This window comes from Chryseobacterium vaccae (genome assembly GCF_009602705.1).
In the GTDB taxonomy this organism is placed as follows: domain Bacteria; phylum Bacteroidota; class Bacteroidia; order Flavobacteriales; family Weeksellaceae; genus Chryseobacterium; species Chryseobacterium vaccae.
This window is the reverse complement of sequence record NZ_VSWH01000001.1, coordinates 857,311-881,334: the sequence shown is the minus strand read 5'-3', so window position 1 is coordinate 881,334 and position 24,024 is coordinate 857,311. Positions and strand designations below refer to the sequence as shown.

Genomic DNA, 24,024 nt, shown 5'->3' with positions numbered 1-24,024 from the left:
ATCCGTGGCATTTTTTTTAACCCCGAAAGCACAAATTTTTTACACTTAATTCTTAATATTTGGCACTGTAAAATCTTATCGGAGATAAAAATCTTTGCACCTTACACCCATACAACTGGTGAAGAATATCGCTGTTGCGCAAATTCCAACAAATATAAATTATAATTTGCAGAAAAAGCAACTTCCAGCTTCCTTCCTTATTATCTCTTCCGTCTTAAAAAATATAGTTCTATTTTTGCAGCATGAATTTTTTAGAGGTTTTTATTGTTATAGCATTGGTAGCGGTTTTTAACATAGCTGTGTATATAATATTTAAAAAGTATTTTTATGGCAGAGAGAATGCGGGACTCAGATTTCTTACGGTAAATATTCCTAAAGATGTGATTTGGCTGCTGATATCTTTACTAATTATTGACAAAACAAACGAAAATTTTCTGTTTTTGCTCGGATGCTTTGTAGTAGCGTCATTCCTTATATATATGCCTATAATAAAACTCATTAATAAATCTTGATTTTTTTGATGATAAAAATCAATTTTTAGTATTGGTAAAGTTTAATAAAATCGATATATTTGCACACGATTAAAAAAGAGATATGAACAGAAAAATTTCTTCATTATTTTTCGCATTTTTGTTTGTGTTTATTAGTGGTTTAGCCACTGCGCAGCACGAAACTGAAGGGGAAAAAGTAGCTGAAAAAGTAGAGCATAAAGAAGACGAGAAGGGCTTCAATGCGACTAAAGTGATCATGGAACACATTGGCGATTCTAACGAATGGCATTTATGGACTACAAAAGATGACAGTGGCGAAGAGCATCATGTTTCAATCCCATTGCCAGTGATCATTAAAGATAATGAAGGATGGCATACTTTTCTTTCAAGCAGCATTGCTCACGGTCATGAACATGACGGATATACTTTAGAGCACGGACAGGTAGTTTCCACTAAAGGAGTTCAAAAAGCAACTTTATTCTCTATCATTAGCGGAAAGCAAAAATCAAACGAAGTATTTTTTGACTTATCAATCACAAAAAATGCAGCTTCAATGTTCTTGTCAGTAATTTTTATGGCAGTAGTGTTCATAGGAATGGCAAGAAACTATAAAAAATCACAGCTTCCGAAAGGAATCGGTAAAGTAATGGAGCCTGTAATCGTATTCATCAGAGATGAAGTGGCTATCCCAAATATCGGATCAGTAAAATATAAAAGATATATGCCTTACTTATTAACGGCGTTCTTCTTTATCTGGTTCAACAACCTTTTCGGATTGATTCCTTTCTTTCCTTTTGGGGCGAACCTTACAGGTAACATTGCAATCACATGCGTACTGGCAATCATTACCTTATTAATTACATTATTCAGTGCTAATAAAGATTACTGGAAACACATCTTTATGCCGCCGGTTCCATTATTGTTATACCCAATTATGGTTCCTATTGAAATCATTGGTATCTTCACAAAGCCATTTGCCTTAATGATGCGACTTTTCGCTAACATTACAGCGGGACACATTATGATTTTAGCGATCATTTCATTGATCTTCATCTTCAAGTCTCCATTATTAGGGTTTGCATCTGTACCATTAGCTTTATTCGTTTCTGTACTGGAACTATTGGTAGCTGCACTTCAGGCTTACATCTTTACAGTATTATCTGCTTTATTTATCGGTATCGCAGTAGCTGAGCACGAGCATGATCACCACGAAGAACACGCTCACTAATTAAAAAAAAGAATTTAAAATAATTTTTAACTAAATATTTATTTATTATGGATTTATCAACTGGAACAGGTTTAGTTTACGTAGGTATCGGTTTAGCAGTACTAGGAGTAGGTCTTGGTATCGGTAAAATCGGAGGTCACGCAATGGACGCTATCGCTAGACAGCCAGAGCAGGCTGGTAAGATTCAAGGAGCAATGCTTATTGCTGCTGGTCTTATCGAAGGTGCTGGTCTTATCGCGATCATCTTTGGTGCTTTCATCAAGTAATCTATCCTCAAAAAAACATTCTTAGCAGTCATGCGGTTGGCAGCTGCTAAGAATTTTTAAAAAAACAATCCATAAATAACATTTTAAAAAAAAGAATTTACAGATATGGGAATTATTGAACCTGGAATTGGACTTTTGTTTTGGATGACCCTTACGTTTGTTATCCTGTTATTTCTTCTAGCAAAATTCGCTTGGAAACCAATCGTGAATGCTGTTAATGAAAGAGAAACTTCTATCGTTGATGCATTAAACCAAGCTAAATTGGCTAAAAAAGAAATGGAAGAACTTAAGGCTGATAACGAAAGAATTATTCGTGAAGCTAAAATTGAAAGAGATTCTATCCTGAAAGAAGCTAGAGAAATTAAAGACAGAATCGTTGGAGAAGCTAAAGATGCTGCTAAATCTGAAGGAGATAAAATGATTGAAGCTGCTAAGCAGACGATCCAAGCTGAGAAAAATGCTGCTATGGCAGACATCAAAACTCAGATCGGTACTTTATCTGTAAACATCGCTGAATCTATCTTAAAGCAAAAGTTGGATAACAACGAAGCTCAGGACGAATTAGTTCAAAATTATTTAAACAAATCTAACCTTAACTAAGAATGCTTACATCTAAAGTAGCTAAAAGATACGCACAAGGTCTCCTGGATTTCACCAATGAATCAGGAAACACAGCTGCTGTATTTTCTGAAATGAAAGATGTAGTGAAGATCATGATTCAGTCTGCGGATTTGAACAAATTCTTCCTTACACCTTACATTGATGCAAAAAAGAAAATAGAGGTAGCAGACCAGATATTCAAAGATTTTTCAGTTTCTTCACAAAATTTAATCAGATTAGTGATTAAGCATGGACGTGAAAACCAATTGAAAAATATTGCTCAGGAGTTCATCAACAAAGTTGAGGATATCAACGGAGTACAGAGAGTAACTCTTACTACCGCAACACAGCTTTCAAAAGAAAATATCGATCAGATTTTAAAAGCCAGCAATCTTCTAAAAGCAGGTTCTAGCTTTGATTTGAATTTGAATGTGAAACCTGAAATCCTTGGAGGATATATCCTTAGAGTAGGAGATCAGCAGGTAGATGCGTCTGTGAAGACAAAACTTAATCAAGTTAAAAAAGATTTTCAATTAAATTAAGAAAAACAACCATACAATGGCAGAAATAAATCCGGCAGAAGTATCTGCGATCTTAAAACAGCAATTGGCCAACTTCGATACTCAATCAAACGTTGAGGAAGTAGGTACAGTTTTAACCATCGGTGATGGTATTGCTCGTGTATACGGGTTAGAAAACGTACAATACGGAGAGTTGGTGAAATTTTCTAGTGATGTAGAAGGTATTGTACTTAACCTTGAAGAAGACAACGTTGGGGTTGCTCTACTTGGTGAAAGTAAATTAGTAAAAGAAGGAGATACAGTAAGAAGAACAAACAGAATCTCTTCTATCAAAGTAGGAGAAGGTATGTTAGGAAGAGTAGTGGATACTCTTGGTAACCCAATCGATGGTAAAGGTCCTATCACAGGAGATTTATATGAGATGCCATTAGAAAGAAAGGCTCCTGGAGTTATCTACAGACAGCCGGTAACCGAGCCTTTACAGTCAGGTATCGTTGCAATTGACTCTATGATCCCTGTAGGAAGAGGACAAAGAGAGCTTATCATTGGTGACAGACAGACAGGTAAAACTACTGTTGCTATCGATACAATTATCAACCAAAAAGAATTTTTTGATGCTGGTAAACCAGTATATTGTATATATGTTGCTATCGGTCAGAAAGCTTCTACTGTAGCACAAATCGTTAAAACTCTTTCTGATAAAGGAGCTTTAGCATATACAGTAATCGTTGCGGCTAACGCTTCAGATCCGGTTCCAATGCAGGTATATTCTGCAATGGCGGGTGCATCTATCGGGGAGTTCTTCAGAGACACTGGTAGACCTGCATTGATCGTTTATGATGATTTATCTAAGCAGGCTGTAGCGTACCGTGAGCTTTCCCTTCTATTGAGAAGACCACCGGGCCGTGAAGCTTATCCTGGAGACGTTTTCTATCTTCACTCAAGACTATTGGAAAGAGCGGCTAAAGTAATCGCTGATGACAATATCGCAAGCCAAATGAACGATTTACCTGAGTCTTTAAGACCAATCGTAAAGGGAGGAGGTTCATTAACTGCACTTCCAATCATCGAAACTCAGGCTGGTGACGTTTCTGCATATATTCCTACCAACGTAATCTCTATTACAGACGGACAGATCTTCTTAGAGTCTGATCTATTCAACTCAGGGGTTCGTCCTGCGATCAACGTAGGGATCTCTGTATCCAGAGTAGGAGGTAACGCTCAGATCAAGTCAATGAAAAAAGTATCTGGTACATTGAAGTTAGACCAGGCACAATATAAAGAATTGGAAGCATTTGCTAAATTCGGTTCTGACCTTGATGCTTCTACTTTAGCAGTAATCTCTAAAGGAGAAAGAAACGTAGAGATCCTTAAGCAGCCGGTAAACTCTCCACTTCCGGTGGACAGCCAGGTAGCTATGATCTATGCGGGAACTGAGAACCTTTTAAGAAACGTTCCTATCAGAAAAGTAAAAGAATTCCAGATCGAGTATATCGCATTCTTAAGATCTAAGCACCCAGATACAATGGCTGCTATCAAAGCAGGGAAAATTGATGATTCAATTACCAGCGTTCTTAAGCAGGCAGCTAACGATCTAGCTTCTAAATATAACTAAAAATCTCAATGTTTAAGGTTTGAAATACCTAATTTTGAACCTTAAACTTAGACCATAAACTTTGAACCCAAATTAATGGCAAACTTAAAAGAAATACGAGGCAGAATTACGTCAATTTCATCTACGATGCAGATTACACGTGCTATGAAAATGGTTTCCGCAGCGAAGCTTAAAAAAGCACAGGATGCAATCGTAATGTTAAGACCTTATTCTGAAAAACTACAGGAAATCATCCAGAATGTAAATTCTAGCTCTGATCCTGATCAGGTTTCTGTTTATGCTCAAAAAAGAGAAGTGAAGAGAGTTCTTTTCATCGCTGTTACTTCAAACAGAGGTCTTGCAGGAGCTTTCAACTCATCTATTGTAAAAGAACTTAACAGCCAGTTTCAGAATAAATCTCAATACGAAGTTGAAGTTCTTACAATCGGTAAAAAAGCATTTGATGCGGTAAGAAAAAACCGTAAAGTATATGCTAATGAAAGTGCCGTTTTTGATAATTTAAACTTTGATACAGTTGCTCACGTTACAGAAGGTGTAATGGGCAGCTTTAAAGAAGGTAAATTTGACGAGGTTTATCTGATCTATAACAAATTTGTTAATGCCGCTACTCAGGAAGTAATGACTGAACAGCTTCTTCCGATCTCAATGCCTGAAGCAGATGCATCAGATGCACCGGTAGAAACAGATTATATCTTTGAACCAACCAGAGCAGAGATCCTAGATCATTTGATTCCTAAATCAATTAAAACTCAGGTTTTCAAAGCCGTTCTTGATTCAGTAGCATCAGAGCACGGAGCAAGAATGACAGCCATGCACAAAGCGACAGATAACGCTCAGGCTTTAAAGAATGATCTTGTGATCTTCTACAACAAAGCAAGACAGGCTGCCATTACCAACGAGATCTTAGAGATCGTTTCCGGAGCAGAAGCCCTGAAAAATTCATAAGAAATACCTTAACAGTATACATAAAGCATCGATATAGTCGGTGCTTTTTTTATTAAAGATGGAAGATCAAAGTCTGATATTTTTAGAAAAATATTGATTTTGAGTAACGTCAAAAAAAGAAAATTCTTTTGTTGTTTGTGACTTCATTTCCTTCTCTCTTCCAGCTTCCATCCGCCTTTCCTAAATTAAAGTCCTTAGTTATTTATATTTTCCATATCTTTGTAAAAATAAAAATTACACAATTTCTAAATGGACTCGGACATAGTCAGGCTTTTGCTAGCCTTATTTCTTGTATTACTCAATGGCTTTTTCGTAGCCGCAGAATTTTCAATTGTTAAAGTTCGTTACTCACAAATTCAGTTAAAAGCCGCAGAAGGAAACTCTATGGCTAAGCAGGCGGAGCACATCATCAAACATTTAGATGAATATCTGTCTGCAACACAGCTTGGAATTACATTGGCTTCCCTGGCATTAGGATGGGTAGGGGAAAGTGCGCTTCACCATATTGTTGAAAACATTTTTCATTCCCTGAGCATAGAAATGAGCGAGGCATCTGTTACTTCAATTTCTTTGGTCACCAGTTTCGTATTGATCACAATTATGCATATTGTTTTTGGTGAGCTTATTCCAAAATCAATTGCGATCAGGAAATCTGAAGCGACTACTATGGCAACGGCAGTACCTTTAAGAGTTTTCTATACCATCTTTAAACCGTTTATCTGGCTAATGAACTCCATGTCGAATGGTTTCCTGAGACTGGTTAAAATTCACCCGGCTTCAGAACAGGAAATTCACTCTACAGAAGAGCTTCAGTTATTGGTAAAACAAAGTGCGGACAGCGGTGAAATTGAAGAAGAGAACTACGAGATCATCAAAAACGCATTCGATTTTACGGATCATTCTGCCAAGCAGATCATGGTTCCAAGACAGAATATCACCTCTATTGATTTTGAAGAAGATATCAATGAGATTATCAATAAGATTATGGACAGCGGGTATTCCCGTATTCCTGTATACCTTGATTCTATTGACAATGTAATTGGTATTTTCTATACCAAAGAGATTATAAGGGAATTTGTTAAGAGAAAAGGAGATTTGAATCATGAAGACCTTAAAGAACTGATGCGTGATGCGTTTTTCGTAGTAGGAAGCAAAAAGATTTCAGACCTCTTAAAGATCTTCCAGCAGAAAAAGCAGCATCTAGCCATTGTAATTGATGAATTCGGAGGTACAGAAGGAATTATTACCCTGGAAGATATTCTGGAAGAGCTGGTAGGAGAAATACAGGATGAAGAGGATGATGAAGATAAACTGGTAGATAAAATCGGAGATAATATTTATTGGGTACAGGCAACCCAGCCACTGGATGAAATCAACGAATATCTGCCTAAAAAGCTTCCTTTGTCAGAAGATAGTGAATATAATTCACTGGCAGGATTCATTCTTCACGAATTAGAAGATATTCCGGAAGAAAATCAGGAGTTTGATCTGGATAACTATCATTTCAAAATCCTGAAAATGAATAATAAAAGCGTAGAGCTTGTAGAATTAGTATATGAAGGGCCAAATATGATCAACGATCTGGCTGATAAAATAGGAGAAGTTTAAAATAATTAAAGATGATTTTTTATAACAGTATAAAAGATTATGAAGATCCGAAACGGCAGTATGAAGAAGAAGTACTTGTTTTGGACGATACAGATGAAGTGTATAAATTGGTACTGCATAATGATGATATTCATACTTTCGATTATGTGATCAACTGTTTGATCGAAATATGCAAACATACCTTAGAACAGGCAGAGCAGTGTACCATTCTGGTGCATTACAAAGGCAAATGCACTGTAAAAACGGGCTCAATGGATGTTCTGAAGCCTATGCACGAAAAATTGCTTTCAAGAGAATTAACAAGCGAAATCGTATAAATAAAATAAATAGCAGCCGTTTCATGAAAAATGAAACGGTTTTTTTATGTCAAAAAGTGGTTTGTTAGATTTTTGATATTTGTTTTTTAGGTTTTTGTGTTAAAAAAACTTAAAATTCATTAATTATTATTATTTTTATTTAAATAATTGCAAAAAAACAATATATGAAATTAAAAATTACTTCACTGGTGCTAGGCAGCGTTCTGTGCTGTAGCACATTAATGGCTCAGGAATCATCCTATGAAGCTTCTGCAAACAGATGGATCAAGGAAAATACGAGAGATTTAGGAATTCAGAGCTTTAGTAAGCTTACTTTAAATTCTGTACGTAAAGGAAATACAGGAGAAACACTCCGTTTTCAGCAGTTTATTAAAGATGTACCGGTTTTTCAGTCAGAAATTCTGGTCCATTTCAATAAAGAAGGCAGAATAAGCTATACGGGTACAGAAAGTTTCAGGAAAAACCTGAAAGAAATAGATATAGTACCTTCTGTTTCTGCGTCTGATGCATTTAATAAGGCATACAAAGCATCTAAATCAAAAGGAGAGATCACATATCAGGAAAACAAGTTGTTTGTCTATATTACAGATGAAGGAAATACTAAACTTGTTTACAGAGCTGTTATTAACTCCTATGACAATCCCGGAAGCTGGGAAACCATTGTTGATGCCAAAACAGGAGAGGTCATAAGCGTTAAAAACATCGCAGTACACCATAGGCATGAAGGTGACACTTCCCGATCTCCAAAAAAGAAAGCAAAAAAGCTGAATAAAACCGTCAGCTTTAAAGCCTCAGGATCTGGTTATGTATTCGATCCGGATCCGCTATCAAAGACAGGATCAACATATGGGGGTAATTATGTAGATGGTAATGATGCCACCAATGCCAGCCTGGATAATGCCAGAAGCTTGGTAACATTCTCAGATATAGAATTTGCCAATAATGTTTACAAACTGAAGAATTCTTATGTTGAAATAAGAAATATCAGCAATCCTAATACAGGTTTGTTTACACAGGCTACCAACCAGTTTTTGTTCAACAGAAGCGAGTTGGGATTTGAAGCAGTAAATGCTTTCTGGCACATCGATAAAAGTTTAAGGTATATCAATGAGACATTAGGAATTGTCTGTAAACCTACTACTAACGGAGGTGCGGTTATTTATGATCCTCATGCACTAAACGGAGACGATAATTCACAATATACTACAGCCGGAACTTTAGAATTCGGCCAGGGTGGTGTAGACGATGCTGAAGATGCCGATGTTGTGCTTCATGAATTAGGACATGGAATTCATCACTGGCTTTCAGGAGGTGTATCAAATTCTGATGGATTAAGTGAAGGAAGTGGTGATTACTGGGCACAGTCTTATAGCAGAAGCCTTAATCAATGGCCTTCTTCATCCCCTCAATACAATTGGATGTTTAGCTGGGATGGGCATAACCCCATCTGGGCCGGAAGAATCACCAATTATACCGTTTTGTATCCTGGTTCTGGAGCTATCCATACCAAAGGCCAGATCTGGGCATCGGCTCTGATGAGAATCTATGACAGAATAGGTAGAGAAAAAACAGACAGGGCATTTTTAGAAGGGCTTGATTTAACTACTTCATCAACTAATCAACAGAATGCAGCTATTGCGGTAAGACAGGCTGCAATAGATATGGTAGGCCAGTTTGGGTTTACCTGTAATGATATTACCATAATGACCCAGGAGTTTACGGCTGCAGGGTATACACTTCCGGCATATACCTGTCAGCTAAGTACCAAAGAAGTTACTAAAGAACAGCAGATTTCAGTTTATCCTAACCCGGTTTCTGATATATTAAACATATCATTGAAAGGAAATAAAGAGCAAAAAGCAGAAATCTACAATATGGAGGGCAGAAAAGTGATGGATGCCACAGTAGGAAGCGGAAGAAGCCAGATCAGCGTTTCAGGTCTTCAGACGGGTGATTATATCTTAACTATAAAAGGATTGGAAATATCCACAAAATTTATAAAAAAATAAATAGTAAAAACTTTTAAATCCGGTGCTAAGCATCGGATTTTTTATTTGAAATAATGGGGATTTGCCGGCAAAACGGTTTTATCTTTTTCACCTTAGAATATCTTTGTCCCCTTAATTGTTCAATTTATTGGTCTGTGCTGTCATATTTTTATCTAAAATAGTATATTTGTACAAACTATAAAGAAACAAAAAAGAATGCTTGTAATAGGAATTGCAGGAGGTACAGGCTCCGGCAAAACTACAGTTGTTGACAAGATACTCCAGCAGCTTGATATTGAAGGAATGAACATCCTTTCACAGGATAATTATTATCATGACAACCCGAATCTTACCCTGACTGAACGGGAGGCGTTAAATTATGACCACCCAAAGTCCATAGATTTTGAATTGATGCTGAAACACGTAAAAGCTTTAAAAAATAACGAGCCTATTGAACAGCCGATATACAGCTTTGTTACCCATTCCAGAACAGGAGATCATGTCACTGTAGAACCTAAGAATGTATTGGTGGTAGAAGGAATTCTGGTTCTTACCAATAAAGAACTGTTAAAAGAATTTGACCTGAAAGTATTTGTTCATGCCGATTCAGACGAAAGACTCATCAGAAGGATCCGAAGAGATACCCAGGAAAGGGGAAGAGACTTAAATGAAGTTCTTCACCGTTACCAGACTACTTTAAAACCAATGCATCAGGAATTCATAGAACCATCAAAGAATGAAGCCGATCTTATCATTCCGAACATGAAGCAGAATTCCGTAGCGATTGATTTTTTAACTACTGTTATAAAAAATTCGTTGAGAAAACATTAAAATGAAAGAAAACAAACTTATTAAAGACATCCAGCCGAAGTCCGAAACACTCAAACTCATTCAGAAATATGTTCTGAATAAATATACCATTACCATTTGCCTGTTTCTGGTCTGGATGATTTTCTTTGATAAAACCTCTTTTCTCGTAATCAATGAACTGAACGGCGAAATCAGCCGATATGAAGATCAGTTGGAATATTATAAAAAGGAATATGAAAAAAATGATGCCTTTTATAAAAAACTGATGAACAATAAATCGGAAAAAGAAAAATACGCAAGAGAAAATTACTTTATGAAAAAACCGGATGAAGAGATCTTTATTCTGGTGGTAGACAGCAGTAATATTGCGAAAAAATAATACAAATTGAATAAAATTCGTCAATAGTGAATCTTAAACTAAATTAAAATTCACTATTGACGATTCACAATTCACAAATAATCCATCTCCAATGTCAGAAATACTTCCAAACTGGGAAAATTTAGTTAAGAAACAGCTTAAAACAGAAGATATTTATTCAATTTTAAAAAAGGAAAACCTTGAAGGAATTGAAGTGAAACCGTTTTACAGCGAAGTTCGGAAACCATTGGCCAACCTGCCGAAAGTGGAAGAAAATACCCATTTGGTAGCTACTTACCACGAAAGTCTGGAAGAAGATGTATTTGCATTTGTTCTGGAACATAATGTAGAGAATCTTGAACAGAAAGCCCTGTTTGTTAATAATAAAGATCTTGCGGGGCATATCAGCCCTAAAGAAGAAGACCAGTATTTTTCACTGATCAGTATTATTGATGAAAAACAGTCTGTTATAAACGATCAATTGGCTAAAGAGCTTTTGGCAAAGAACTTCAAAAGAAATATTTGTATTGATATTTCCCTTCATCAGAATGCCGGAGCAGCTATATACCAGCAGTTGGGAATAGCATTGGCTCAGACAAAAGAACTTACTGAAGTTTATGGTGCTGAAATTTTAAATCAATTGATCTTCAGAATTGCTGTTGGTGGAAATTATTTCTTTGAAATGGCCAAGTTAAGAGCCTTTAAAATTGTTTTCAACCAGCTTTCCAAAGAATATGGCCTGGATGAGATTCCTTACATCTTTGCAGAAACTTCCCTTAGAAATAAAGCTGTTGCTGATAATGAAAATAACCTGATCCGTTCCACTTTAGAATTGGCTTCTGCCATGATAGGCGGTGCAGACGCTGTTTTCAGCAACAATTATCTGGTGGAAAGAAGCACGGAAAACTCAGAAGAGATCTCTTTCAAACAGCAGATTGTTTTAGCCTACGAAAGTATCATCAATGTATTTGAAGATGCATCAAACGGCAGTTATTACATTGAAGATATCACGCGCCAGATTGCAGAAAAATCATGGGATCTGTTTGTAGAAATAGAAGAGGCCGGCGGTTATCTGCAGCTTTTAAAGCAGGGAATAGTACAAAAAAAGATCTATAACCATGCTGTTGAAGAACAGAAATGGGTGGAAGAAGGAAAAATAAAGCTGATCGGGGTTAATTTATACCCTAAATTAGACGTTAAAAAGTCAGCGGAAGAACTTTACAGCGAAAATGAAATAAAGCCCGTACGTTGGGCTGAAATGTTTGAATAATTTTAATTTCCCACAAATTCGGAATTTTTAAGTCGTTATCATCTTAAACAGGTGATGTACAATTATCATCTGTGAAATTTGTGAGATCTCTGGGAAGCCATTTTAACATTTCCATAAATTACCAGATTACTTTATTGAGTATTAATTAATGATATTTATATTTAAAAAATCTGCGTTATCTGCAAAATCAGCGAGCATATAAAAAAATCAGTGAGATTCGTGGTAAGTAAAATTTTAAATGAAGAAGTTCAGAAGTACATCAATACAAATCTAAATACAGATTTACACGCATTACTGTTGAAAAAATCCCCGTTTCCTGATGTTTCTATACAGGAAATTGTACAGCAGATCAAAGGAAAACAGGTAGCCGAAAAGAAATTTCCGTTCCTATTGAAAGAAGGAATTGTTTTTCCGCCCCAGCTGAGTCTGGAGCAGTCGTCATCAGAAAAGACAGCTGCCTATAAATCAGAAATGTTAAAAGGCAGAAAGTTTGCAGATCTGACAAGTGGATTCGGGATTGATGCCTATTATCTTTCACAGAATTTTGAGGAAATTACACTGGTAGAGCAAAATACTGAACTTTTAAATACTGTAGAACATAACTGGAATATCCTGAAACGTAAAGCCGTCTTTGTCAATCAGAAACTGGAAGACTTTTTAAATTCAAATAAAGAGCATTTCGATGTTATTTACTTAGATCCGGCAAGAAGAGACAGTAGTAAAAATAAAGTATTTCTTTTGGAAGACCTGTCGCCCGATATTCTCGAAATTCAGGACACACTTATGACATCTTCAGATCAGGTGGTCATCAAGCTTTCTCCGTTGATTGATCTTAAATATTTGGTTTCGGTGCTTCCCGGTATTTTCAGAATAGAAATTATAGCCTTAAAAAATGATGTTAAGGAAGTGGTTGCTTTCCTTTCCGGTAAACCTCATGAAGGAATTACCTGCAACTGCGTTAATCTGGATAGCAGCGAACCTGTGTTTATATTCAGATTTGGAGAGGAAGATGATGCGGAGGCTTTATACGCTGAGCCGGAAAAATTCATTTATATCCCAAATAATTCCATTTTAAAAGGTGGAACATTCAATCTGATCTCTCAACGATTTGAGTTAAAAAAGCTTCATCCCAATACCCATATTTATACCTCGGATAAAAGAGAGGATGACTTTCCGGGAAGAATCTTAGAGATGGAATCTGTTGAATCTAAGAGTATTAAAAAGAAAGAACAATTCAATATTATTTCGAAAAACTATCCGTTAAAACCGGAAGAGATCAGAAAGAAATACGGAATAAAAGATGGAGGCGAAGACTACCTTATTTTTACACAATCCAAAAAAGGGAAAATTATTTTAAAATCAGTATAAAAATGTTGCCGAAAAAAGCAGGATTTCTTAATTTTGGGCAATTAAAAATGTAAGCATGAAATCGCCCGCTGTTTGGATAATCAGGACAGACTAAAATAATGCGATTCCATATGACCTTTAAAAAAATAAATTTTGCATATGAAAAAATTAGTTATATGTTTAGCTATTGCTGCTGTAGCTGTAAGCTGTAAAAAGATCCAGGCAGGAGGAAACAAAAATACACTGAAACTGGAAGAAGGAGTAGAAAGATATTCTGATGATGTACAGGGCGGAGGTGAAGCACATGGTCATAACGCTGCTGAAGGTCACAAAGAAGCGGCTCCGGCTGAAAAACATGAAGCTGAAGCTCCTAAAAAAGACAGTACTTCCGCGGCAAAACCTGCTGAAGCTGAAAAAGCTCCAAAAGCTGAACATTAATTACGAGTATACCATATAAAATGTCCTGCCATTGTGTAGGACATTTTTTGTTAAAGACGTATAGATTTAAAATGATAAGCTATTCAGAAAATTCTCCCTTTTTGTTTGCGTCTGCAGACCATTTTTTTTACTTTTAACAAAATAAATTTTTACAATGCAAGAGACATTAAATTACATCAACGAAAACAAACAGCGTTTCGTGGATGAATTATTTGAGTTACTGAGAATTCCTTCTATTTCTGCAGATCCGGCTTATAAAGATGATGTACTGAAGTGTGCAGACGTTTGTGCAGGGTACCTTAAGAATGCAGGAGCAGATAATGTGGAAGTGTGTGAAACAAAAGGCTATCCTATCGTTTTCGGAGAAAAGATTTTAGATAAAAGCCTTCCTACGGTTTTAGTATACGGACATTATGATGTACAGCCGGCAGATCCGTTGGAGTTATGGAGAAAACCTCCTTTCGAACCTTATATTGAAAAAACTGAACTTCACCCGGAGGGAGCCATCTTTGCCAGAGGTTCTGCAGATGATAAAGGCCAGTTTTTCATGCATCTGAAAGCTTTTGAAGCGATGATGAAAACCAATGCGCTTCCATGCAACGTGAAATTTATTTTGGAAGGGGAAGAAGAAGTAGGGTCGGTAAGTCTTGGTGATTTCGTTAATGAAAACAAAGAAAAATTAGCCTGCGACTGTATCTTAATATCAGATACCCATATTTACAGCAATGAGCAGCCAACGGTAACTACCGGTTTAAGAGGATTAAGCTATGTGGAAGTAGAAGTGGAAGGGCCTAACAGAGACTTACATTCAGGACTTTACGGAGGAGCTGTTCCCAACCCGATCCATGTGCTGTCAAGAATGATTGCCCAGCTCATTGACGAAAACGGACATATTACGATTGACGGATTCTATGACAATGTGGAAGTGGTGTCTGATGTAGACAGAGCAGAAATGAATAAACTGAAAGATAATCCTGAAGAATTCAAAAAATCAATCGGACTGAACGGAGTGGAAGGCGAAAAAGGATATACAACACTGGAAAGAACCTCTATTCGTCCTACCTTAGACTGTAATGGGATCTGGGGCGGATATACAGGAGAAGGAGCGAAAACAGTAATTCCTTCCAAAGCTTCTGCTAAAATTTCTATGCGTCTGGTTCCTTATCAAACACCAGAGGAAATTACAGAAAAGTTCACAAAGCATTTTGAAAAAATTGCCCCTGAGAATGTAAAAGTAAAAGTTACACCACATCACGGAGGAATGCCATATGTTTTGCCAAGTGATACAAAAGAATTCTTAGCTGCAAAACAAGCGATGGAAACCGCATTTGGAAAAGAGGTATTACCTTATAGAAGTGGAGGAAGTATTCCTATTACGGCGATGTTTGAAAAGGTGTTGGGAGCAAAATCAGTTCTGATGGGCTTCGGTCTTGATTCTGATGCAATTCACTCACCGAATGAGCATTACGGATTATTTAATTTCTATAAAGGAATTGAAAGTATTCCGTTGTTTTTTGAAAATTATTCAAAATAATTGAAATTAATATACCTTACCATCCAGCGTTTCTGAAAAGAAGCGCTGGATTTATTTTTGGACTGTCTCAACTTTTGGGTATATCCTGTGCGCGAGGTCTTTTTTATGGCCAGTCCGGCTTCAAGTTAATAACAATAATCGGATTTCTGCTTGACGAATGATATTTTTTTAACTCTCAGATGTTTTTAATTTTAGTTCTGACTAAAAAAAAGACTATGAAAAAAATCTACTCAATCACAATCTGTTTGTTATCAGTGCTTTCTGTTGCTCAGCAAAGAACCTCATTTGAGGACTACGAAGGATTTTATACAGGAAATATTCACGCTCAGGGGACTTGGATAAGTACGCCTACCGGTGATGAGCCCCCCAACATATTAAACCAGACAATCTGTATCGACGATGCGACAGATGGCTACAACTCTCTCAGGATTGTAAAAGAGAATATATACGGAACTCAATCAGTTCCCATCATTGGAGCTTTTAATAATATTCAGATTCAGCCATCCACTGGGTTTTCTGTTTCATTTGATATTAATATGTCTCAGCTTAACGGATCAATATTCGGCTTTCAGGGAGTAAATAATGCAGAAGAAAAATTTGTCATCCGTGTTGATTTTGAAAATACAGGCTCAGTTAAAATTTTAGATAAGCTTGTAAGTCCGGAGTTAATGTCTGCTTCCGGATCATGGCAGCCCAATGTCTGGCACAGGTTTTCAATAATAGGTTCCTCCTCAGAAGTCAAATATTATCTGGATAATATCCTGATCTATACAGGGACTATAGAGCCTATTAATATTGATCAGGTGCGTTTTGTGCATAATAATGCAGAAGGATCAGCTTATATTGATAATATTCAGTTAAATAATCAAAGCGGGTTATCTACAAAAGAGACAACTGGTCCTAAGAAAAAGATCATCATCTATCCCAATCCGGCTACAGATTTTATCAAATTGACTGATTCACATTTGGTAAAAGCAGTTAAGGTTTACAATATGGAGGGGAAGGAACTTCAAATTAAGCTGAACGGAAACAAGATTGATGTAAAAAACCTATCTGCAGGAGTCTATCTTCTTAATATTGAAACTGACGACAGAAATTTTACCGAAAAATTCATCAAAAAATAACCTGACAAAATCTTAGGCTATATAAAACGCTCCAATTGGAGCGTTTTTATTATTTTAGGGAATTAAAATTAAGGAACATGTCAGATAAAGTAGCCTATATAACGGGAGGGACCAAAGGAATTGGTTTCGGGATCGCAAAAATATTGCTTGAAAACGGAATTTCCGTAGCATTTTCGGGACGCAAAAGAGAAGAGGTAGAGAAAGCTGAAGAAACGCTTAGGAAGTATTCGGAAAATGTTCTGGGAATTGTTTCTGATGTAAGAAGCCTAGAAAGTGAAGAGGAAGCCATAAAATATGCAGTAGAAAAATTTGGAAGACTGGATTTTGTAATTGCCAATGCAGGACTGGGAATATTTAAACCGGTGGATGAGCTCACAGCCGGGGAATGGAATGATATGATCGAAACAAACTTAACCGGTGTTTTCTATACTTTAAAAGCCTCCGTGGAAGAATTAAAGAAAACGGAAGGATATTATATCACCATTTCCAGTCTGGCAGGTGCCAACTTCTTTGAGAACGGAACAGGATATAACGCTTCAAAATTTGGTGTTGTAGGGTTTACCCAAGCGGCTATGATCGATCTTAGAAAATACAATATCAAATCTACCGTGATTATGCCCGGATCAGTGGCGACTCATTTCAACGGAAATATTCCTTCAGAAAAAGACAGCTGGAAGATCCAGCCCGAAGATATGGGAAATCTTGTACTGGATATTTTGAAAATGAATCCAAGAGTTTTGCCGAGTAAAATAGAATTCAGGGCAACAAAGCCTTTATAAATGATGCTTTTTGGGAATCCAGATTGAATATTTTTTTATAAATCTCAAAAATCAATTAAATTTTAATGTAGTAATCAATAGATATTTTTATTTCACAGACAACCTTTCAGGATTTCTGCTGTCTTATTAACAGGAGCTAATCCTTCTTCAATTGATGTTAAAATAAGAATCAATTTTCTTTAAAGTGTAAAATTTACCTAATAACTGGTATTGATTCCACTTTTTAACTGAAGTAAGTTTGACATTGAATTAAAAATATATTATGAAAAATTTTCTATCAATTAATGCATTTCTATGGGTTTTATTTCAAACCTTGAATGCCCAGACTCTGGAAAGTGATAATTTTAATAGTTATACTATAGGAAATATTGGAACGGATATTACTGCATCAACTCCCGGGCAAGGTGGCTTTTATACGGATTTTGCCGGAGGTTCCAATTCGGAAGCACAGATTGTGAATGTAGATGTTTCCCACGGAAAATCTTTACAGCTTACCGGAAGTGCTGGATCTACGGGCACAAAGTATATGTGGAAGAACGGGCTGGGAACATCCTGGGCGGCAAGAACTGCTGGAAATGATATCCTTAAACTAAGCTTCAAATTATACACAGGAAGCGTCACAGGCGGTGTGGGAAGAGTAACCGTATTGATTTATGACGGGACCACCCATAAAACGTTGCTGGGAGCCGGATATGAATATGATACACAACGAATTGTAGGAATTGCATATTATACTAAAGTATCAACAGCGGTAACCGGAAATTATCTTTTTTATCTTGAACCTGCTACAAATACTTATCCACCCAATACATGGATTACTTTGAACTGTACATTCAACAAAACGACAGGAATTGTTACATGGATAACCCCTGGAGGTACTGCTTACAGTCCTGCCTCAACACATACACCAGCCGCCGCAGGTGTAGATCCTTTTGAATTGGATTTTGTTTCAGTAGTTGGTGCAGGGAATACAGTAGCTCATATCACATCTTTTGATGATTATATGGTGACAGCCGTAAATAGTTCAACATTGGGAACTAAAGAAACTGTTGAGGAAGAAAGTAATATTTCAGTGTATCCGAATCCCGCGACTGATTTTATAAATATACAATCTGCATCACCAGTCTCCAAAGTTGAAATTTTTGATAATACAGGAAGAAGCATGAATACCCAGCCTGACCACAATAAAATAGATATTCGAAATCTTACCCCCGGAATTTATACCATTAGCATGGAAATTAAGGGAAACAAATTTTCTAAAAAATTCATCAGAAAATAAGATTAATGATCTCTTTATTAATACAAAAACGCTCTGTTTTAGGGCGTTTTGTTAATTTTAATGCTCTGAATAACAAATCAATATATATTATGCATGCATAATATATTTTTTGCTTATATTAGCAAAAATTAATTCAAACAAAATCTCTGCTAAAATCATCATGGGTTTAGGCACTAAAGGGAAATAATAAAATAGTACACATGAAAATATTAGTTTGTATTAGTAGTGTTCCGGATACTACTTCCAAAATTAACTTTACAGCAGATAAGTCTGCTTTCGACAAAAACGGAATTCAGTGGGTAATCAACCCTTTAGACGAATTTGCGTTAACAAAAGCGGTTAAACTTCAGGAATCTCAGGGAGCAATAGTAACTGTGATCAATGTAGGAGATGCAGCTACAGAACCTGTTATCAGAAAAGCATTGGCAATTGGTGCTAATGATGCAGTAAGAGTAAACCTTGATCCTAAGGATAGCTATTCAACAGCAAAAGAAATTGCTGCAGTAGCTCAGAATGGGGGATATGATCTTATCCTTTGTGGAAAAGAATCTATCGATTATAACGGAGGTTCTGTTCCGGGAATGGTAGCTCAGTTATTGAACCAGCCTTTCGTAAATGCATCGGTAGGTTTAGACGTAAACGGAAGCGAGGCGACTGCAGTAAGAGAAATTGAAGGAGGGAAAGAAACTATTTCTGTAAAACTTCCGGCCATCATTGCAGGACAAAAAGGATTAGTGGATGAAAAAGACCTTATCATTCCAAACATGAGAGGGATTATGTCTGCAAGAACAAAACCTTTGCAGGTTGTAGAACCAGTTTCTTCAGAAGTAAAAGTTCAGGGTGTATCTTATGACAGTGTGCCGCCTAGAGCTGCTGTAAAAATGGTTTCTCCTGATAACCTTGATGAATTGGTAAGATTACTTCACGAAGAAGCTAAAGTGATCTAATTCTTTAATCCTTTAATTTTTTAATCTTTAAATTTAAAAAAATGGCAGTATTCGTATACGCAGAAAATATAAACGGAGTTTACAAAAAAGCAGCTTTTGAGGCAGTTTCTTATGCTAAAGCTGTTGCAGACAAAGCAGGAGATACCGTTACGGCAATCTCTGTAAACCCTACAGATGCTTCAGATGTATTGTACAAATATGGAGCGTCAAACGTAATCAATATCAAAGACGAGGGTCTTAAGAATTTCTCTGCAAAAGCATATGCACAGGCAGTAAATGAAGTAGCAGACGGAAATATTATTGTTTTCCCTCATACAACAGATGCTTCTTCTATTGCACCTATGCTGGCTGTAATGAAGAACTATTCTTTAATTACAAACGCTTTGGAAGCTCCTGAAAACCTTTCTCCATTCCAGGTAAAAAGAAAAGCATTCTCAGGAAAAGGATTCATGCATGCAAAAGCAGATGGTAGCGGAGTAATTGTTACTGTTTCTCAAAATGCTTTCGGTGTTAAAGAAAACGGAGTATCAGGTTCAGAAGAGGTGAAAAATCTTTCAGTAGCTAACGAAGATACAAAAGTGATCTCTCACGAGCAAAGCTCAGGTAAATTAGATCTTAAAGAAGCTGAGGTGGTTGTTTCTGCAGGTAGAGGGATGAAAGGTCCTGAAAACTGGGGAATGATTGAAGAACTGGCTAACGTTTTAGGAGCTGCTACCGCATGTTCTAAGCCGGTTTCTGATATCGGATGGAGACCTCACACAGAGCACGTAGGACAGACCGGTAAAGCAATTGCACCTAATCTTTACATTGCAGTAGGGATTTCCGGGGCTATTCAGCACCTTGCAGGGGTAAACTCTTCTAAAACAATCGTAGTAATCAACAATGATGCTGAAGCACCATTCTTCAAGTCTGCTGATTATGGAGTAGTAGGAGATGCTTTCCAGATCATCCCGGCTTTAACAGAGAAAATCAAAGCAATAAAAGGATAAAAAAGTTAATGGTGAGCAGTCAGTTCGCTTCGCTTGTCAATCTTTGATAAATTAAAAATTCACTTACGGAGTACCATTGACGATCAGCCATTTACAATTCTTCATAATACAAATAAAAGCTCGGCTTTCCGGGCTTTTATTTTTGCGTAAAAAAGTGAAATCACAATAAAAAATTAATCTATATTTGTAGTTATGGATTATAAACAGCTAATTATTCGCGGAATATCGTACAGCCAGACCCAATCAGGCGCGTACGCCCTATTACTGGAACATGAAGAGACACACATAAAATTACCTGTTGTCATTGGAAATTTCGAAGCACAGTCCATCTCTCTCGGACTGGAAAAAGATATCCATCCACCGCGACCCCTTACCCACGATCTATTCACCAAATTTATAGTTTCTACCCATTACGAATTGGTTTCGGTAATTATCTATCAAATTGTAGACGGTGTATTTTTCTCCAATATCAACTTTAAGAATAAAGCCAATGACGAAGAGCTGATCCTTGATGCCCGGACTTCTGATGCTGTTGCAATGGCTGTAAGATTCGATGCACCGATTTTTACTACACAACAAGTGCTGAATGAAGCAGGAATCCTTCTTGAGCTGGAAGATGTTTCAAAAGAAGAACAATCGTTTTCAGAAACAGTACAGGCTGAAGATAACTTAAAATCTGTGTCTATGGAAGAACTTCAGAAAATGCTGGATGAAGCCGTAAGAGAAGAAGATTATGACACCGCTCTGGAAATTCAGGAAGAAATTAAAAGGAGGAAAAAGAAAATTGACTAAAAGAGATACTTTATATAAACTATGAATTTAAAATTACGACTGACCATCCTCAGTTTTCTTCAGTTTTTTGTCTGGGGAGCCTGGCTGATTACGATGGCTAATTTTTGGTTCGGTACAAAGCACTGGGATGGAACCCAGTTCGGAGCCGTTTTCGGAACAATGGGAATTGCTTCTATCTTTATGCCAACCATCACCGGAATTATTGCTGACCGCTGGGTAAATGCTGAAAGAATTTTTTCGGTGCTGCACATTCTTTATGGTGCTGTTCTTTTCATATTGCCTCATTCGGCAGATCCTAATTCTTTCTTTTCGGTAATGCTTGTAGCCATGTGTTTTTATATGCCTACCATTGCCCTTGCCAACTCTATTTCATATACTATTTTGAAAAATAGTAATCTGGATGTGGTAAAAGATTTCCCGCCAATCAGGGTATGGGGAACAATTGGATTTATTGTAGCCATGTGGATTACCAATCTTACAGGAAACAAAGCAACCGAAGGACAGTTTTATATTGGAGGAGCGGTAGCGATCCTATTGGGAATTTATGCACTGACGCTTCCGAAATGTCCGCCACAAAAACTAATTGATAAAAGCGCTCCATTATCAGAGCAGTTAGGTCTGAATGCATTTAAGCTATTCGGGAGCTACAAAATGGCCTTATTCTTCCTGTTTTCAATGCTTTTGGGAGCTGCACTTCAATTAACTAATGCCTACGGAGATGTTTTCTTAAGTGAATTTTCACATTTTCCAAAATATGCAGACTCTTTTGTTGTTCAGAGATCTACCATTATTATGTCAATTTCTCAGGTTTCAGAGACTTTGTTCATTTTAGCGATTCCTTTTTTCCTGAAGAAATTCGGGATCAAAAAAGTAATGTTGATGTCTATGCTTGCATGGGTTTTAAGATTCGGATTCTTTGCCTATGGTGTGCCGGACGGATTTGGGCTTTCACTGATTATTCTTTCCTGTATTGTATACGGAATGGCATTTGATTTCTTCAATATCTCAGGTTCTCTTTTCGTAGAAACAACTACTGATAAAAAAATACGTTCTTCTGCTCAGGGGTTATTTATGATGATGACCAATGGTTTTGGAGCTGTTTTCGGAAGTTATATAGCAGGTTGGGCCATTGATAAATTTTTTACACACAAGTTTACAACAGCTTCGGATCTTTCCACCTACCTGGAAACAACACCGGATAATCCTACATTCCTTGAGATTTTGAAAAGCGGTTTTAATGCTGCAGTAAATCCGGATGGGACCCTTTCATCTGTTGTTATGGTAAAAGATTGGCATCAGATATGGCTTTCTTTTGCAATCTATGCTCTGGTTCTTGCTATATTCTTTGCGATTCTATTCAGGCATAAACATAATCCTGATGAGGTTTCTTCAGTAAATCATTAAATTTATCATACTGAAAATTAAAATATTAGACTGCACTTTGGAAAAAAGTGCAGTTTTTTTTATTTTCAGGCAACCATTTTAAAGAATTTCCGTCTTATAGATAGAAACCAATACATGAAGAATTTAGAAGAGAATTTTTTACTGGCAAAAAAACGGGACCGGAGAGGCCAGAAAGCATTGTATGAGATGTTTTCATCTAAAATGCTTGCCATTGCAAATTCTTATGTCAACAACCTTCATGATGCGGAAGATATTTTAAGCAGTGCCTTCCTGAAATGTTTTACAAAACTGGATGAATGCAGAGACTGGAAAAGCTTTCCGTTCTGGCTCAGAAAAATTGTCGTGAATGATTCTGTAAGCTTTCTCAGAAAAAACCGGAATATTCTTTATGCAGATATAGAAATTGCAGATGATCACCCGGAAGAAGATATAGATGAAAGGATGGCGGAAATCAATATTGAAGACCTATTTTCCCAAATGCCTGCAGGATATAGACTGATTTTTAATCTGTATGTTTTTGAAGACAAGAAACATCATGAGATTGCAGAAATGCTCAATATTTCAGAAGGAACCAGCAAAAGCCAGCTTAGCAAGGCAAAAAAATGGCTGACAGAATTTTTAAAAACCGAAAACAATGAAAAAAGAAATACTGAAACAGCTAAAATCTGACTATGAAAGGCTCGAAATAAAGCCTTCTGCAGATCTTTGGGCAAAACTGGACCAGAAGTTGGACGGAAACCCTGAAACGGCAGTAAAACCCTCTTTTCAGTGGTGGAAGTATGCAGCTGTTGCATTACTGTTGATTTCAGCGGGAACATTTATTTTTTATAGCAGCCGGGAAAGTAAACCTAATCATAAAACAGATTATATCGTTAAAAAAACGCTTGAACAGGTGGCCAAACCTGTAAACTCCGATACTCAGGATCTTCCTGTACATCCAAATGAAGAACCAGTTCAGGAAAATGAAATAAAAATAGTGAGTAAATCTCATGAAAAAGTAAACTCACAGGAAGTTTTAACGCCTGCAAAAAAAGTAAAGCCACAAAGTATTGAAACCATTGAATATAAAGAACCTCAGATAGCAGTAAAACAACCGGAAAAAGTAACGCAGACCCCGGAAAAAACAGAAATCAGTACAGCTAACCTTCCTGTTATAGCAGAAGTAAAGCAGACGAAAACAAGCTACATCAGCACCGATGATCTTCTTTTGGGAAATGAATATGATAAAAATCGTGCAAAAGCAGCTAAAAATGATAAGAAAGTAGGAACATTCAACTTTGACAGAATGGTACCGAATGTTGGGAACGTAACCGTTCTGGGTGTGACCGTCTACATCGATTCAAAATAAAACCAGTCTTTAATATAAAAAAATAC

At 36.7% G+C, this 24,024-nt stretch carries 24 protein-coding genes; all 24 read left to right on the top strand.

Features of this window, described 5'->3' with window-relative positions; genetic code table 11:
- Positions 1–594 precede the first annotated feature (594 nt).
- The 24 genes from atpB (at position 595) to FW768_RS03910 (ending at position 23,998) form a co-directional block, all read left to right on the top strand.
- Complete coding sequence (atpB, locus tag FW768_RS04025; RefSeq protein WP_153392709.1) at positions 595–1,719, top strand: F0F1 ATP synthase subunit A; 1,125 nt, start codon at positions 595–597, stop codon at positions 1,717–1,719.
- Between the two features lie 47 nt (positions 1,720–1,766).
- Positions 1,767–1,985, top strand: a complete 219-nt coding sequence (locus FW768_RS04020; protein ID WP_034681712.1) for an ATP synthase F0 subunit C — start codon at positions 1,767–1,769, stop codon at positions 1,983–1,985.
- 105 nt (positions 1,986–2,090) lie between these two features.
- A complete protein-coding gene (locus FW768_RS04015; RefSeq protein WP_153392707.1) occupies positions 2,091–2,585 on the top strand; it encodes a F0F1 ATP synthase subunit B in 495 nt (164 codons plus the stop codon).
- A gap of 2 nt (positions 2,586–2,587) precedes the next feature.
- Positions 2,588–3,127: an ATP synthase F1 subunit delta gene (gene atpH, locus FW768_RS04010; RefSeq protein WP_153392704.1), complete on the top strand. Its 540-nt coding sequence runs from the start codon at positions 2,588–2,590 to the stop codon at positions 3,125–3,127.
- A 16-nt stretch (positions 3,128–3,143) separates the two neighbouring features.
- A complete protein-coding gene (gene atpA / locus FW768_RS04005) occupies positions 3,144–4,721 on the top strand; it encodes a F0F1 ATP synthase subunit alpha (RefSeq protein ID WP_153392701.1) in 1,578 nt (525 codons plus the stop codon).
- Between the two features lie 75 nt (positions 4,722–4,796).
- On the top strand, positions 4,797–5,666 hold the full coding sequence (gene atpG, locus FW768_RS04000; RefSeq protein WP_153392699.1) for an ATP synthase F1 subunit gamma: 870 nt from the start codon (positions 4,797–4,799) through the stop codon (positions 5,664–5,666).
- Between the two features lie 249 nt (positions 5,667–5,915).
- A complete protein-coding gene (locus FW768_RS03995) occupies positions 5,916–7,274 on the top strand; it encodes a hemolysin family protein (RefSeq protein ID WP_153392696.1) in 1,359 nt (452 codons plus the stop codon).
- Positions 7,275–7,285: 11 nt separating this feature from the next.
- Positions 7,286–7,591 (top strand): ATP-dependent Clp protease adaptor ClpS, encoded by a 306-nt coding sequence (locus tag FW768_RS03990; RefSeq protein ID WP_153392693.1) that lies wholly within the window; start codon positions 7,286–7,288, stop codon positions 7,589–7,591.
- Positions 7,592–7,755: 164 nt separating this feature from the next.
- On the top strand, positions 7,756–9,600 hold the full coding sequence (locus tag FW768_RS03985; RefSeq protein ID WP_153392690.1) for a T9SS type A sorting domain-containing protein: 1,845 nt from the start codon (positions 7,756–7,758) through the stop codon (positions 9,598–9,600).
- Between the two features lie 195 nt (positions 9,601–9,795).
- Positions 9,796–10,410 carry a uridine kinase gene (udk, locus tag FW768_RS03980; RefSeq protein ID WP_062700027.1) on the top strand — a complete coding sequence of 205 codons (615 nt, stop codon included), beginning with the start codon at positions 9,796–9,798 and terminating at the stop codon, positions 10,408–10,410.
- A 1-nt stretch (position 10,411) separates the two neighbouring features.
- Complete coding sequence (locus FW768_RS03975) at positions 10,412–10,768, top strand: FtsB family cell division protein (RefSeq protein ID WP_153392687.1); 357 nt, start codon at positions 10,412–10,414, stop codon at positions 10,766–10,768.
- Between the two features lie 91 nt (positions 10,769–10,859).
- Positions 10,860–12,017: a methylmalonyl-CoA mutase family protein gene (locus tag FW768_RS03970; RefSeq protein ID WP_153392684.1), complete on the top strand. Its 1,158-nt coding sequence runs from the start codon at positions 10,860–10,862 to the stop codon at positions 12,015–12,017.
- 219 nt (positions 12,018–12,236) lie between these two features.
- Positions 12,237–13,385, top strand: coding sequence for a class I SAM-dependent methyltransferase (locus FW768_RS03965; protein WP_153392681.1), 1,149 nt, complete (start codon positions 12,237–12,239; stop codon positions 13,383–13,385).
- Between the two features lie 138 nt (positions 13,386–13,523).
- Positions 13,524–13,802 carry a hypothetical protein gene (locus FW768_RS03960; RefSeq protein ID WP_153392678.1) on the top strand — a complete coding sequence of 93 codons (279 nt, stop codon included), beginning with the start codon at positions 13,524–13,526 and terminating at the stop codon, positions 13,800–13,802.
- Positions 13,803–13,956: 154 nt separating this feature from the next.
- Positions 13,957–15,336 (top strand): dipeptidase, encoded by a 1,380-nt coding sequence (locus FW768_RS03955; RefSeq protein ID WP_153392675.1) that lies wholly within the window; start codon positions 13,957–13,959, stop codon positions 15,334–15,336.
- A gap of 215 nt (positions 15,337–15,551) precedes the next feature.
- The gene (locus FW768_RS03950) at positions 15,552–16,460 is read left to right on the top strand and encodes a T9SS type A sorting domain-containing protein (RefSeq protein ID WP_185151932.1); all 909 of its coding nucleotides are present in this window, start codon (positions 15,552–15,554) and stop codon (positions 16,458–16,460) included.
- Positions 16,461–16,537: 77 nt separating this feature from the next.
- The gene (locus FW768_RS03945) at positions 16,538–17,239 is read left to right on the top strand and encodes an SDR family oxidoreductase (RefSeq protein ID WP_153392669.1); all 702 of its coding nucleotides are present in this window, start codon (positions 16,538–16,540) and stop codon (positions 17,237–17,239) included.
- Between the two features lie 262 nt (positions 17,240–17,501).
- Positions 17,502–18,518, top strand: coding sequence for a T9SS type A sorting domain-containing protein (locus FW768_RS03940; protein ID WP_153392666.1), 1,017 nt, complete (start codon positions 17,502–17,504; stop codon positions 18,516–18,518).
- Positions 18,519–18,718: 200 nt separating this feature from the next.
- Positions 18,719–19,465, top strand: a complete 747-nt coding sequence (locus FW768_RS03935) for an electron transfer flavoprotein subunit beta/FixA family protein (RefSeq protein ID WP_153392663.1) — start codon at positions 18,719–18,721, stop codon at positions 19,463–19,465.
- A 41-nt stretch (positions 19,466–19,506) separates the two neighbouring features.
- Positions 19,507–20,454 carry an electron transfer flavoprotein subunit alpha/FixB family protein gene (locus FW768_RS03930; protein ID WP_153392660.1) on the top strand — a complete coding sequence of 316 codons (948 nt, stop codon included), beginning with the start codon at positions 19,507–19,509 and terminating at the stop codon, positions 20,452–20,454.
- A gap of 192 nt (positions 20,455–20,646) precedes the next feature.
- A complete protein-coding gene (locus tag FW768_RS03925; RefSeq protein WP_153392657.1) occupies positions 20,647–21,246 on the top strand; it encodes a bifunctional nuclease family protein in 600 nt (199 codons plus the stop codon).
- Between the two features lie 21 nt (positions 21,247–21,267).
- Positions 21,268–22,650, top strand: a complete 1,383-nt coding sequence (locus FW768_RS03920) for a nucleoside permease (protein ID WP_153392655.1) — start codon at positions 21,268–21,270, stop codon at positions 22,648–22,650.
- Between the two features lie 114 nt (positions 22,651–22,764).
- On the top strand, positions 22,765–23,319 hold the full coding sequence (locus tag FW768_RS03915) for an RNA polymerase sigma factor (protein WP_153392652.1): 555 nt from the start codon (positions 22,765–22,767) through the stop codon (positions 23,317–23,319).
- The gene (locus FW768_RS03910; protein WP_153392650.1) at positions 23,285–23,998 is read left to right on the top strand and encodes a hypothetical protein; all 714 of its coding nucleotides are present in this window, start codon (positions 23,285–23,287) and stop codon (positions 23,996–23,998) included. Before FW768_RS03915 ends, FW768_RS03910 begins: the two co-directional genes overlap by 35 nt.
- Positions 23,999–24,024 lie beyond the last annotated feature (26 nt).